The organism is Oerskovia sp. NPDC060287 (genome assembly GCF_042726775.1).
In the GTDB taxonomy this organism is placed as follows: domain Bacteria; phylum Actinomycetota; class Actinomycetes; order Actinomycetales; family Cellulomonadaceae; genus Oerskovia; species Oerskovia merdavium.
In genome coordinates this window covers 1-11,857 of sequence record NZ_JBHXBO010000132.1, presented here as the reverse complement: position 1 = coordinate 11,857, position 11,857 = coordinate 1, and the positions used below count along the sequence as shown (strand labels likewise).

The following is an 11,857-nucleotide window of genomic DNA, read 5'->3' as shown; positions in this document are numbered from 1 at the left end:
TTGCCCGAGGTGCCGTTCGACGAGCTCAAGGGTGTCATTCCCAACCGTGAGGGTCGGGTGATCGACATCGATGGTGAGCAGGTCCCGGGGGTCTACGCCACGGGGTGGATCAAGCGTGGGCCGGTCGGGTTGATCGGGCACACCAAGTCCGACGCCTCCGAGACCGTCCGCCACCTCGTCGAGGACCTTGCCGACTCGCGCACGGCCACCCAGCCCGACCCCGACGCGATCGTCGAGTTCCTGACCGAGCGCGGCGTGCACCTGGTCCAGTGGTCCGACTGGGAGGTCCTGGACGCCTACGAGCGCGCGCAGGGCGAACCGCACGGTCGCGAGCGCGTCAAGGTCGTGCCCCGTGAGGACATGATCCGCATCGCACGCCGCGAGGACGACGCGACGGCCTGAGGCGGGCTCAGCCCCGGCGCCCCGCGAGGGCGAGGAGCCTCGTGAGCTCGGGCGCGTCGTCGGGCACGGGGAGCGGACCCGCGAACAGGCGGCTCGCCGCGAACATGCCCTTGCGGCGCTGGGCGTAGCCCAGCACGAACGACACGAGCTGCGGGCCCAGGTCTGCGTCGACCCCCAGGCCCTGGGCCAGGTCCCACGCGTGGACCGTGAGGTCGAACGTCATCTGGTGCGCGTACTCGGTCGCCGGGGCGTCGCCGTACGACAGGTGCACCACGCGGTCCAGGGCGCCGGGGGCCAGGAACGCCTCGCGCGACTGCGTCGAGGCGTCGATCCACGCGTCGATCGGGTCGTCGCCCAGGACGTCGCCGTCGAACACCGACCCCACGTCGGCGACGGTCCGGCCCGCGAGCAGCTCGGGGGCCCAGAGCTGCTCCGAGACCAGGTGGTTGACGAGGTCACGGACGGTCCAGTCGTCGTCGGGCGTGGGCAGGTCCCACTGGTCGTCCTGGACCCGCCGGACCAGGTGGTCGAACGCCCCGATCGCGTCGCCGTGCGCCGCCAGGAGGTGCTCGTGCGAGGCCACCGCGGTGCTCACGGGTTGCTCAGGATCGCGAGGACGTTGCGTGCCGGGTCCTTGAACCAGGCGATCGCCGGGCCCTCCGGACCGCGCGCGATGCCCTTGGCGTCCTGGTCGAACCCCACGTAGCGCTCGAACTCCACGCCCTTGGCGACGAGCTCGTCGACCGCGGCATCGACGTCGTCGACCCCGAAGTTGAGGACCGTGAACGACGCCGCGACGTGGTTCGTCTTGGGGTAGACGAACACGTGGCCGCCCGACCCCAGGCGCAGGTCGAGGCCCATGGGGGTCTGGTCGACCTCGATGCCCACGACGTCCGCGTAGAACGTCCGTGCGGCGTCCAGGTCGTTCACCGAGAAGCTGCTGAATGCGTTCGTCGTCGAGACCATCGGGTGCTCCTTGTCCAGGTCGTGCGCAGTGGGGGAGGCGCCGTGGGCGCCGCTTTCCACGATGGCACGGAACGAGGTCGCTGACGAGGGGAGCGTCGGTACCGGAGCGCGGTCCGGTCCGCCCGCTTGCCCCGCACCCCGCTCTCGCGCGAAGGTACCCGGGTGCCCCACGACCAGCTGATCCGCCATGTCCTGTTCCCGGGGCGCCACCACCTCGTGACCCGCTTCCAGGTGGACTACCTGCGCGCGCTGCGGGCCGGCCTCGTCAGCGACCGCGACGGCGAGCGCGTCCGGTGCTCGCCCGACGCCGTGGTCGTGTGGGCCGTGACGTCCGCGAACCACGCGGGCACGCGCCGCAACCCGGTCCCGGGGCACCGCCGCGAGGCGCTCATCGAGCACGTGACCGCGGTCGAGCACCTGCCGAGCCTCGTCGTGCCGGTCCCGGACGTGGCCCCGCACGCGCGCTTCGCGCACCTCGTCACGACCACGGTCCAGACCGCGACGGGGCACACCGTGACGCTCGACCCGCGTGAGACGGTCGTGGCCTGCTCGACCCCCGAGGTCATCGCGGCGTACCAGGACCTCGGCTACCGGGTCGTGGGCGTCGAGCTCGACGCGACCGACGCGCACGGTGACGTGCCCGCCCGCCCGTGGGACGCCGTCGGGCGCCTCGCTGCGGGCGACCCGACGTGGACCGACGTCGCCCACCCGGCCGTGCCGGGCTTCTTCCGGCGCTACGGGCTCGAGGCGCAGATCGTCCAGGTCTTCGCCGACCCCGTCGTCTCGGGCGACGGCGACCTGACCGCGACCCGCGACTACCGGACGTACGCCGCGGCGTTCGAGGACGCCTCGCGCCGCAAGTGGGAGCAGGTGCGCCCGTACGTGCTCCCCGGCCGGATCGTCGACATCGGGTGCGCGACGGGAGGCCTGCTCGAGCTCGTCGCGGCCGAGCCTCGACTGCACGAGTCGGACCTGTTCGGCGTCGACGTCGCGCGCCACCTCGTGGCCGAGGCCGAGCACAAGAAGACGCAGGGCGTGTTCGCGAACCCGAACGTGTGGTTCGTGCAGGCCAACATCCTGCGCGGTGACGTCATGCCCGAGCGCAGCGTCGACACGACCGTCACGATCGCGCTCACGCACGAGATCAGTTCGTACGGCGACGGTGTGCCCGACGTCGAGCGGTTCGCTCGCCGCGTGCTCGTCCACACGCGTCCGGGCGGGGTGTGGATCAACAGCGACGTGTGCGGTCCCGCGGACGGTGACCGCCCCGTGCACCTCACGCTCCGCGACGACGACGGCACGCGGCCGGGCGTCGTGACGGACCTCGACGAGTGGGCACGGCCCGACGTCGCCGCGCACGTCCGCGGGCTGTCGACGGCTTCCCGGCTGCGCCAGTTCGCGCACGACTTCCCTCGGTTGTCGGGCGCGTCGTTCACGGTCGAGGAGGTCCTGCCCGGGACGTTCCGCCTCACGCTGCGCGACGCGATGGAGTTCCTCACGACCAAGGACTACGCCGACAACTGGCTGTCCGAGTGCCACGAGCGTTTCTGCGACCTAGACGGCGACGCGTGGACCGGGCTGCTGACGGGCGCGGGCTTCGAGCTGGGGCCCGAGAGCGGGGCGTGGCGCAACGAGTGGCTCGTCGAGCACTCGTTCGCACCGGTGGCGTCGCTGACCGACGCCGTGACGGGCGAGCACGTCGAGTGGCCCGACACTCACGTGCTGACGGTCGCGCGCCGACCGGTGCTCGGGGCGTAGAGGAGGTCGGCCCGCCGGTCCCGCGCCCTGGGCGCGTCGTCGGTCTCCCGCCTCAGCCCCGGCGCAGGTGCAGCAGGGGGAACGGACGGCCCTCGCCGTCGAGCGGCGAGCGGCCGACCACCTCGAAGCCCTGACGCCGGTAGAACGCGAGCGCCCCCGGGTTCTGCTCGTTGACGTCGACGGTCACGGCGGGATGCCGGGCGACCACGTGCCCCATGAGCACCGACCCGATGCCCTGGCCGTGCCGCGCGGCGTCCACGAACAGCATCTCGACCTGGTCGCCGTCGAGCGCGACGAAGCCGACCGGCTCGTCGTCGGCCGTCGCGACCAGCACCTCGAGAGCCGGCAGGTAGTCGTCCAGGATCGGCGCGACGTAGCCGTCGACGTCTGCGGGCGTGAGGAAGTCGTGGGTCGCCTCGACCGCTGAGCGCCAGATCCGGACGAGCGCCGGGAACTCGTCCGGACCGGTCGTGGGGCGGACGTCGACGGACGGCGGGTGGGCAGGCACGCCCCGATCCTAGGACGGTCACCGCGCTCCGCCGAGCCCGGCTGGGCGGAGCCGGGCCGGGCGTGCGAGGGGCGACGTGACGTCGACGGCCGCGGCGAGGACTACGATCCGTGCGTGGCAATGACGCGCACCGGGGCCCTGGGGGCCCGCACCTGGACGTCCCTCGTCCTCCTCGGCTTCGTCGGGCAGCTCGCCTGGACCGTCGAGAACATGTACCTCAACGTGTTCGTCTACGACACCATCACGGACGACCCGAACGTCATCGCGACCATGGTCGCGGTGAGCGCTGTCGCCGCGACGCTCGCGACGCTCCTGGTCGGTGCGCTCTCCGACAGGGTCGGGCGCCGCCGCGTGTTCATCGCGGCCGGGTACGTCCTGTGGGGGGTCACGACGGCCGCGTTCGGGTTCCTGAGCCCCGAGGCCGTCTCGGGGCTGGTCCCCGCGGCGAGCGCCGTGGTCGTGGCCGCGGTCGCGGTCGTCGTGCTCGACGCGGTCATGTCGTTGTTCGGCTCGGGAGCCAACGACGCCGCGTTCCAGGCCTGGGTGACCGACTCGACCGAGCCGGCGAACCGGGGCCGGGTCGAGTCGGTGCTCGCGGTCATGCCGCTGCTGTCGATGCTCGTGGTGTTCGGGGCCTTCGACGGCATGACACGGGCCGGGCAGTGGCGCGAGTTCTTCGTCCTCGTGGGAGCGATCATCGTGGTCGTGGGGATCGTGTCGTGGTTCCTCGTCCGGGACCGCGAGCTCACGGTCCGTCAGGAGGACGGGTACCTGCGCTCGGTGGTGCACGGGTTGCGGCCCTCGGCGGTGCGCGAGAACCCGGGCCTGTACCTCGCGCTGTCGGCATGGATGATCTGGGGCATCTCGACGCAGGTGTTCCTGCCCTACCTGATCATCTACCTCCAGCGGTACCTGCGGATCGACGGCTACGCGATCGTCCTGGCCGTGGTGCTGCTCGGCGCCTCGGTCGTGAGCGTGATCGGTGGCCGGATCGTCGACCGGGTCGGCAAGGTCCGCTTCCTCCTGCCTGCGGTCGCGGTCTACGGGACGGGGCTGGTCCTCATGGCGTTCGCACGAGGCATGGTGCCCGCGATCCTCGCCGGGCTCGTCATGATGTCGGGGTTCATGCTGGTCCTCACCCCGGTCGGCGCGCTGGTCCGGGACTACTCGCCGCCCGACCGGGCGGGACACGTCCAGGGGCTGCGCATGGTCTTCGCGATCCTCGTCCCCATGCTCGTGGGACCGTTCATCGGTGCGGCGGTGATCCGTGGGGCCGCCGAGACCTACGAGGAGCTGGGTGTCGTCAAGCAGGTCCCGAGCCCCCTGATCTTCGTCGCGGCCGCTGTCGTGCTGCTCCTGATCCTCGTCCCCGTCACTCTTCTCCGTCGCAAGGAACCTGCTGCATGAGCACCCTCCGGCCCACCCGTTGGGCCGCCGCCCTCGACCGCCACGCCCCCCTGCCCGAGTACCCCCGTCCTCAGCTCGTGCGCGACAGCTACCTCAACCTCAACGGGCTGTGGGACTACGCGTTCACGGGCCAGGCGGCGGGCCCGGAGGGGTCGCTGGGCGGGTCCGCGCCCGCGGTGTTCGACGGCGAGATCGTCGTGCCGTTCTCGCCCGAGTCGGTGCTGTCGGGCGTCGGGCGCCAGCTCCAGCCGTACGAGGCGCTCTGGTACCGGCGCGAGGTGTCGCTCCCCGCGGGCTTCGTCCCGCGCGGCGGGCGGGTCCTGCTGCACTTCGGGGCGGTCGACCAGTCGTGCCGTGTCCTGGTCGACGGTGTCGAGGTGGGCCGTCACACGGGCGGCTTCCTGCCGTTCGCGTGCGACGTCACCGACGCGTTCGCCGGTTCCTCCGACGAGCCGCACGAGCTGCTCGTCGAGGTCACCGACGTGAGCGACATGGGCTACCACTCGCGCGGCAAGCAGAAGCTCGACCGGGGCGGCATCTGGTACACCGCGCAGTCGGGCATCTGGCAGACGGTGTGGGTCGAGGCCGTCCCGGCGCTGCACGTCGGCCGGCTCGTGCTCGTCCCGGACCTCCCGGGCGGCTGCCTCGAGGTGACCGTGCACGCGGGCGAGGTGCCCGCGGGGGCGAGCGGCGCCGTCGGGCAGGACGCGCCCACGGCGCGCATCCAGGTGCACGACGGCGGAGCGCTCGTCGCGCAGGTCGACGCACCCGCGGGGACGGTCGCCCGCGTGCCGGTCCCGGACGCCCACCTGTGGACGCCCGAGGACCCGCACCTGTACGACGTGACCGTGACCCTCGGCGACGACGAGGTGCGCGGCTACGCCGGCATGCGGTCGTTCGGCGTGGGCCGGGACGAGCGGGGCGTGCCGCGCCTGCTGCTCAACGGCGAGCCGTACTTCCACGCGGGCGTCCTGGACCAGGGGTACTGGTCCGACGGGCTGCTCACGGCACCGACCGACGAGGCCATGGTCCACGACATCACGACCATGAAGGACCTCGGGTTCACGATGCTGCGCAAGCACATCAAGATCGAGCCGCTGCGCTGGTACCACCACTGCGACCGGCTCGGGATCCTCGTGTGGCAGGACATGGTCAACGGCGGCACCAGCTACCGCCCGGCGGTCATCACGGCTCCCGTGGCCGTGCCTCTCCGGATCAGCGACCGGTTCTACGGACTGTTCGGACGGGCCGACGTCGCGGGGCGCGCGGAGTTCCTCCGCGAGGTCGACGCGACCGTCGAGCAACTGCGCAGCATCGTGAGCATCGCGGTCTGGGTGCCGTTCAACGAGGGGTGGGGACAGTTCGACGCCGCTCGCGTCGCGGCCCGTGTCAAGGCGCTCGACCCGACGCGGACGGTCGACCACGCGAGCGGCTGGCACGACCAGCGCGCGGGCGACCTCCGGAGCCTCCACGTGTACTTCAAGCCGTTCCGGGTCCCGCGGCGGCGGGACCGGCGGGTGCTCGTGCTCTCGGAGTACGGGGGCTACAACCTGCGGGTCGAGGACCGCGACTTCAGCGAGAAGGACTTCGGCTACAAGAAGCTCGACGACGCCGCGGCGCTCGGGGAGGCGTTCGTGGCGCTGCACCGCGACCAGATCGTGCCCGCGATCCCGCGAGGGCTCTCCGCGACGGTCTACACCCAGCTCTCGGACGTCGAGGACGAGCTCAACGGCCTGCTGACGTACGACCGCGAGGTCGCGAAGCTCCCGGCGGACCTGGTGCGGTCGGTCAACGCGGGGCTGCGGCTGGGGTGACCCGACGGCTCGGTGCCTGCCCGCTGCCCGCTGCTCGACGTGATGCCGGTCCGTCCGGCGCTTCGTACGCTGAGGGGATGCTGCTGACCCGGCAGACGCTCAGCGGGCTCGACGACGGCACGGTCACTCTCGCGTTCCGCCGCTGGCTCGCGCCGCGCGTGCGCGCGGGCGGCCGGATGAGGACGCGGATCGGGGTCGTGGAGGTCACCTCGATCGACCGGGTCCCGGACGTGGACGGGGTGCCCGTCCTGCCCGACGACGACGCCCGCGCCGCGGGGTTCCGCTCGACCGAGGCCGCGCTCGCCTGGGTGGCCGCGAAGGGCGAGGGGGACCTGTACCGGATCGGGCTGCGGCGCGTGGGGGAGGACCCGCGCATCGCGTTGCGCCAGGAGGCCGACCTGTCGGCCGAGGAGGTCGAGGGGCTGCGCACACGGCTCGCGCGCATGGACCGCGTGGCGCCAGAGCCGTGGACCCGGTCCTACCTGGACCTGATCGTCGCGCGGCCCGAGGTCGTGGCACGCGAGCTCGCGACCTCGATCGGGGTCGAGCGCGACTACTTCAAGGTCCGGGTGCGGCGCCTCAAGGAGCTCGGCCTCACCGAGAGCCTGCCCGTGGGGTACCGCATCTCTCCGCGGGGGCGGGCGTACCTCGACGCGACGTGACGGTGCGCCCTGAAGCTCTCGTCCCTGCGGGGCGCGTCCACCGGGTGGTCGCACCAGGCCGGGATGAGTACCTGAGCGCCCGCCGGTCTCCACCGGCACGGAGATACACTTCCGCGGACAGCAGGGTACTCCGCGACGAAATGAGCAGTCCGTGAAGATCGTCATCGTCGGTGGATCGAGGGGCACGGGGGCCCGCCTGGCTTCGCTCGCACAGGGAGAAGGACACGAGGTCACAGTCCTGTCGCGGAGCGGCGGCACCGTCACCCCGGGGGTCGAGACCCTGAAGGGGGACGCCGGCGATCCAGAAGTGGCAGCCCGAGCGGTCGCTGGGGCGGACGCCGTCGTGGTGACCGTGGGTGGCGCCAAGGGGACCTCTCGTCAACGGTCTGCGGTCACGCGGGTCGTCGTGGCGGCGATGCAGGAAGCGGGAGTGCGTCGGCTCGTCGTGCAGTCCTCCTTGGGGGCAGGTGGCTCGGCAGCGCAGATGCCCGCACTCGTCCGGGTCCTGACACGGGTCGTCCTTGCCTCGGCGCTGGCCGACCACGACGAGCAGGAGTCGGCCGTCGTGACGTCGGACCTCGACTGGACGATCGTCAGACCGGCCGGCCTGACGAACGGCCCGACGACCGGTGGCTGGACGGCGCGGGAGCTGACCAAGGGCGCCAAGGGATTCGGGTCGATCCCCCGCGGCGACCTCGCCGCCTGCCTGCTCCGCGTCCTGGAGGACGACTCGACCGTCGGCAGGGCGTTCGGGGTCAGCAACAGCTGAACCCTGGACCCAGGGACGTGCGTCGCCGGGGGCTCCAGCGTCCGGTGTGCTCAGGACAGCGGAGAGATGTCCACCCCGGGCAGCCCGTCGATGCTCGTCGCGTTCTTCTTCTGCCAGTACGCGTCGAAGAACTCCGGGTCCCGTCGTTCGTGGTCACGGTCCAGCACGTCGCGGTCGCCCACGAAGTCCATGAACGGCACCGAGTACCCGCACGAGTCCGAGACACGGTCCACGTCGACCACGACGATGCCGCGCTGGCCGGTCTCGCGCTCCTTGGCGAACAGGGGGCGCAGCTCGTCGAACTCGGGCGTCCGGGCGAGCACGTAACGGCCACGACCGTGGAAGCGCACGATGTTGGGCGGTCCCTCGAACGCGCAGAACATGACGACGATGCGCCCGTTCTCCTGGAGGTGGGCTGCGGCCTCGGCTCCCGAGCCCGTGTAGTCCAGGTACGCGACCCGGTGCGGGTCGAGCACCACGAACGTTCCGCCCATGCCCTTGGGGGAGACGTTGACGTGCCCGTCGCCCGCGAGAGGGGCCGTGCCCACGAAGAACACGGGCTGGGACAGCACGAAGCGGGAGAGCCGGGGAGTGATCTCGTCGTGGACGGTCGCCATGACGGCAGTCTGGCACCGAGGCGGGCGACGCTCAGGTGACGTCCACGCCTCGAGGCGAGCGGCGCCGTCGGGCCTTGCGCCGTGGCTACCAGCGCTGCTGGGCCTCCTCAGCCCACCCGACCAGGCCGTCGAGGTCCACCCACGTGCCCTCGTCGGTGCGAGCGCGGCCCGACCACGTTCCGAAGCACTGGTGCGTCTCCGTGCCGACCACGAGCATCTCGGTGCGCGCGACCTTCTCGTGGAAGGGCGTGAACACGGCCTCGACCTCGTCTCCCGAGATGCGCCACGGGGCGAGCCAGTCGTCGCGGTCGTACTGCCAGTCGAGCGTCTGGCCGATCTTGTGGAGGCGGCCGTCGACGAGCAGGGCGTTCTCGGTCGAGCCCGTGCCGTCCGTCCACTTGTCGCCGAGCTGGATGCCGCGGCCGTGCGCGCTGCCCGCGGCCCAGTTCCACGTCATCGAGTACGGCCAGCGGCCGCGCCCGTGGTCGAGGACCGCGAAAGAGTCCTCGGCGCTGACCTCGTGCCGGGTGCCGTGGACCGTGAGCGAGCCGGAGACGGGCCGGGCCACGTCCTTGACCGTGTACTGGAAGAGCCGGTCGCTCCACGGGACCACGACGCCCAGCGACTCGTGCCCCGGCGGGAGCGGGATCGTCAGGTCGAGGCTCACGTCGTGGGACGCGGCGCGGATCCGCGTACCGGCCGGGTCCTGGTCGATGAGGATCGCGAGCTTCTTCGCGCGGGCCTCGGCGCGGCCGGCACCGCTGGTCTCCGGCATCACGACACCGCGGGCCAGGGGCACGACGACGTCGGTCGCGGTCTCCTCGCCCGTCGCCCGGTCGAGGACGTACAGGCCGTGGACCCCCGCGTAGTCGATCGAGGACGCCACGACGCCGATCACGTGCGAGGGCGTCACGACTCCCCAGTACTCCCACCGCTTGGTCCGACCCCACCCGCTCAGGTTGGCGCGGTGCAGCGGGGTGCGCGTCCACCCGACCGCGTCCGGGTTCAGGCGCCCGTCCGGCAGGCACAGGTCGACCGGGGCAGTGATCTCGCGCTCGTGCGTCGTCATGTCAGGAGGCTACTGGTCGGTAGAGGGTCGGTGTGCCGCGGGTTCCTGCGGACGACACTGCGACGTTCGGTGTTCGCAACACGGACGAAACGAGGGAGTCCGAGCATAGGAGGGCAAGGCCCCGGCGACGGGGCCGCGACGACTGGAGGACGACCCGTGACCACACAACGCCCCTACTTCCTCGCCCCGACCAGCCCGCACCGGAGCAACCGCGCGACGCGCTCGGCCGGAGCCAACGGACGCCTGCCCCGTGTCGTCGAGGCGGCCGAGGCCGGCGGCAAGCCCGTCCGGCGCGCCAACCCCGGCGACGAGCGGACGATCGACCCCGCGGACCGCAAGCGGCGTGCACGCGCCGCGCTGGGCGACCTGACGCGCGGCCTCGGGATCTGAACCTCGTCCGGCCGCTGACGGCGGGTGTCAACGGAGACACCGCTGAATCCCGGCGCCCGTACGCCGGGACCTCGCCGTCGCCGACCGGTGATCCGACCTAGGCCGGCTTGCGGGCCTCGATGAGGAACCGCGTCGTCGTCGCGACGAACGGCCCCTCGGCCTGGATCTGCTCGTGCAGGGCCTCGAGCCGGGGGCGGTACGCCTCGACCGTGAACCCCGGGACCATCCAGATCACCTTGCGCAGGAAGTAGACGACCGCGCCGACGTCGAAGAACTCGGTCCGCAGCTCCTCGAAGCGCAGGTCCACGACCTCCAGACCTGCTGCTCGGGCTGCTGCCCGGTCGTCGTCGGGGTGGCGACCGTTGCGGACCTCGTCGGGCTGCGGGCCCAGGAAGAACTCCACGAGCTCGAACACGCTGTACGGGCCGACGTGCTGCGCGAAGTACGTCCCGCCCGGCGCGAGCACCCGGGCGATCTCTTCCCACCACGGCCGGACCGGGTGCCGGCTCACGACGAGGTCGAACGCCTCGTCCGCGAACGGGAGGGGCGGCTCGTCCGGGTCCGCGACGACCGCGACCCCCAAGGGGTGCAGGAGGCGGGTCGCCTTCGCGACGTTCGGAGGCCAGCCCTCGGTCGCGACGGTCAGGCGGGGCAGGTGCGGGACGCTCGCGAGGACCTCGCCGCCGCCCGTCTGCAGGTCGAGCGCCGCGCTCGCAGCGCGCATGCGTTCGCCCATCGAGCGGGCGTAGCCCCATGAGGGGCGCTGCTCGGTCGCGCGCCCGTCGAGCCACGAGAAGTCCCAGCCGTCGACCGGGACGGATGCCGCCTCGGAGACGAGGTCGTCGAAGGTGCGGGTCATGTGGCGAGTCTGACAGGAGGGGTGGCGGGGCCGTCAGTCCTTTCCGGCGTGGTCGGCGACGAGGGCGACGATCACCACGACGGATCCCCAGAACGCGAGGCCGGCACCGAGGGCGATCCCCATGCCGTGGGCGCCGTTGCTCGCGCGCCCGCGCTGCTCACCCGAGCGGACCGACCACGCGGCGCGAGCGGCGAACGAGACGCCGAGCACCACGAGGACCAGACCGACCAGAACCCATACCATCGCACCACTCTGCACACAGGTCTGAGGCGCCCGCAATCGGAAGAAGAATCCGGTATGTCGTGGTTTACAACAGGCTGAGGCTGCCCCGCGCTCGACCCTAGTCGGAGGTCGGAAACCGTGGACGCGGTGCTCACGGGGCGGGATTCCGGTGGGCCGGCTCGGCGACCCGCGCAGGGGACGGGGAGGGCTCGGCGGGGCTGATCCGCGGCCCGAGACGGCCGCTCGCCGAGCCCTCGAAAGAGGCTGCGCGAGGCGCGAGGACTGGTTGAAATCGGAAGGACTTTCTCCCTTCGCCCGTCAGGCGAGAGCGATTCGTCAACGCCCGGGAGGAGGGGGTAATGTCTTCCTCGGTGGCGCGAAGTACCCCCTGCATCGCGCCACCACCTAACGTTC

General features: G+C 72.0%; 13 protein-coding genes and 1 pseudogene. 7 read left to right on the top strand and 7 right to left on the bottom strand.

Annotation, left to right across the window (positions count from 1 at the left end; translation table 11 throughout):
• Positions 1 to 402, top strand: a pseudogene (locus ACFWFR_RS12555) (pyridine nucleotide-disulfide oxidoreductase); the annotation flags it as partial.
• Positions 403 to 409: 7 nt separating this feature from the next.
• Here ACFWFR_RS12555 and ACFWFR_RS12550 read toward each other — a convergent pair.
• Together ACFWFR_RS12550 and ACFWFR_RS12545 are read right to left on the bottom strand one after the other, a co-directional pair.
• Complete coding sequence (locus tag ACFWFR_RS12550; protein ID WP_377618125.1) at positions 410 to 997, bottom strand: TIGR03086 family metal-binding protein; 588 nt, start codon at positions 995 to 997, stop codon at positions 410 to 412.
• Complete coding sequence (locus ACFWFR_RS12545) at positions 994 to 1,368, bottom strand: VOC family protein (RefSeq protein ID WP_377618127.1); 375 nt, start codon at positions 1,366 to 1,368, stop codon at positions 994 to 996. The genes ACFWFR_RS12550 and ACFWFR_RS12545 overlap by 4 nt, the downstream gene beginning before the upstream one ends.
• A gap of 162 nt (positions 1,369 to 1,530) precedes the next feature.
• Between ACFWFR_RS12545 and ACFWFR_RS12540 the strand changes: the two genes are divergently transcribed.
• Positions 1,531 to 3,126: a methyltransferase domain-containing protein gene (locus ACFWFR_RS12540; RefSeq protein WP_377623175.1), complete on the top strand. Its 1,596-nt coding sequence runs from the start codon at positions 1,531 to 1,533 to the stop codon at positions 3,124 to 3,126.
• Positions 3,127 to 3,178: 52 nt separating this feature from the next.
• Here ACFWFR_RS12540 and ACFWFR_RS12535 read toward each other — a convergent pair whose 3' ends face one another.
• The gene (locus ACFWFR_RS12535) at positions 3,179 to 3,634 is read right to left on the bottom strand and encodes an acetyltransferase (protein WP_377623174.1); all 456 of its coding nucleotides are present in this window, start codon (positions 3,632 to 3,634) and stop codon (positions 3,179 to 3,181) included.
• A 120-nt stretch (positions 3,635 to 3,754) separates the two neighbouring features.
• Here ACFWFR_RS12535 and ACFWFR_RS12530 point away from each other — a divergent pair, with 120 nt between their 5' ends.
• The 4 genes from ACFWFR_RS12530 to ACFWFR_RS12515 all read left to right on the top strand — a co-directional run bounded on the left by ACFWFR_RS12530 (position 3,755) and on the right by ACFWFR_RS12515 (position 8,286).
• Positions 3,755 to 5,041, top strand: coding sequence for an MFS transporter (locus tag ACFWFR_RS12530; protein WP_377623176.1), 1,287 nt, complete (start codon positions 3,755 to 3,757; stop codon positions 5,039 to 5,041).
• Positions 5,038 to 6,855, top strand: coding sequence for a glycoside hydrolase family 2 protein (locus ACFWFR_RS12525; protein ID WP_377623173.1), 1,818 nt, complete (start codon positions 5,038 to 5,040; stop codon positions 6,853 to 6,855). The genes ACFWFR_RS12530 and ACFWFR_RS12525 overlap by 4 nt, the downstream gene beginning before the upstream one ends.
• Positions 6,856 to 6,932: 77 nt before the next feature.
• Complete coding sequence (locus ACFWFR_RS12520; protein WP_377623172.1) at positions 6,933 to 7,517, top strand: ASCH domain-containing protein; 585 nt, start codon at positions 6,933 to 6,935, stop codon at positions 7,515 to 7,517.
• 151 nt (positions 7,518 to 7,668) lie between these two features.
• Positions 7,669 to 8,286, top strand: a complete 618-nt coding sequence (locus ACFWFR_RS12515) for an NAD(P)-dependent oxidoreductase (RefSeq protein ID WP_191800644.1) — start codon at positions 7,669 to 7,671, stop codon at positions 8,284 to 8,286.
• A gap of 50 nt (positions 8,287 to 8,336) precedes the next feature.
• On the opposite strand, the gene ACFWFR_RS12510 is transcribed toward ACFWFR_RS12515, so the two are convergent.
• Both ACFWFR_RS12510 and ACFWFR_RS12505 read right to left on the bottom strand, forming a co-directional pair.
• Positions 8,337 to 8,903, bottom strand: a complete 567-nt coding sequence (locus tag ACFWFR_RS12510) for a pyridoxamine 5'-phosphate oxidase family protein (RefSeq protein ID WP_377618135.1) — start codon at positions 8,901 to 8,903, stop codon at positions 8,337 to 8,339.
• A gap of 85 nt (positions 8,904 to 8,988) precedes the next feature.
• Positions 8,989 to 9,972: a DUF2804 domain-containing protein gene (locus tag ACFWFR_RS12505; RefSeq protein WP_377623171.1), complete on the bottom strand. Its 984-nt coding sequence runs from the start codon at positions 9,970 to 9,972 to the stop codon at positions 8,989 to 8,991.
• 156 nt (positions 9,973 to 10,128) lie between these two features.
• On the opposite strand from ACFWFR_RS12505, the gene ACFWFR_RS12500 reads away from it, so the two are divergent.
• The gene (locus tag ACFWFR_RS12500; RefSeq protein WP_191800650.1) at positions 10,129 to 10,362 is read left to right on the top strand and encodes a hypothetical protein; all 234 of its coding nucleotides are present in this window, start codon (positions 10,129 to 10,131) and stop codon (positions 10,360 to 10,362) included.
• Positions 10,363 to 10,459: 97 nt separating this feature from the next.
• Here the strand turns inward: ACFWFR_RS12500 and ACFWFR_RS12495 are convergent, their stop codons facing one another.
• Together ACFWFR_RS12495 and ACFWFR_RS12490 are read right to left on the bottom strand one after the other, a co-directional pair.
• Complete coding sequence (locus ACFWFR_RS12495; protein ID WP_377623170.1) at positions 10,460 to 11,221, bottom strand: class I SAM-dependent methyltransferase; 762 nt, start codon at positions 11,219 to 11,221, stop codon at positions 10,460 to 10,462.
• Positions 11,222 to 11,254: 33 nt separating this feature from the next.
• Complete coding sequence (locus tag ACFWFR_RS12490) at positions 11,255 to 11,464, bottom strand: hypothetical protein (RefSeq protein ID WP_377618141.1); 210 nt, start codon at positions 11,462 to 11,464, stop codon at positions 11,255 to 11,257.
• Positions 11,465 to 11,857: the final 393 nt, after the last annotated feature.

Excerpts from the sequence above, each read along its gene's own strand:
- ACFWFR_RS12490 (WP_377618141.1), bottom strand. The coding sequence starts at position 11,464 with ATGGTATGGGTTCTGGTCGGTCTGGTCCTCGTGGTGCTCGGCGTCTCG.
- ACFWFR_RS12520 (WP_377623172.1), top strand. The coding sequence starts at position 6,933 with ATGCTGCTGACCCGGCAGACGCTCAGCGGGCTCGACGACGGCACGGTC.
- ACFWFR_RS12510 (WP_377618135.1), bottom strand. The coding sequence starts at position 8,903 with ATGGCGACCGTCCACGACGAGATCACTCCCCGGCTCTCCCGCTTCGTG.
- ACFWFR_RS12545 (WP_377618127.1), bottom strand. The coding sequence starts at position 1,368 with ATGGTCTCGACGACGAACGCATTCAGCAGCTTCTCGGTGAACGACCTG.
- ACFWFR_RS12530 (WP_377623176.1), top strand. The coding sequence starts at position 3,755 with ATGACGCGCACCGGGGCCCTGGGGGCCCGCACCTGGACGTCCCTCGTC.
- ACFWFR_RS12505 (WP_377623171.1), bottom strand. The coding sequence starts at position 9,972 with ATGACGACGCACGAGCGCGAGATCACTGCCCCGGTCGACCTGTGCCTG.
- ACFWFR_RS12495 (WP_377623170.1), bottom strand. The coding sequence starts at position 11,221 with ATGACCCGCACCTTCGACGACCTCGTCTCCGAGGCGGCATCCGTCCCG.
- ACFWFR_RS12525 (WP_377623173.1), top strand. The coding sequence starts at position 5,038 with ATGAGCACCCTCCGGCCCACCCGTTGGGCCGCCGCCCTCGACCGCCAC.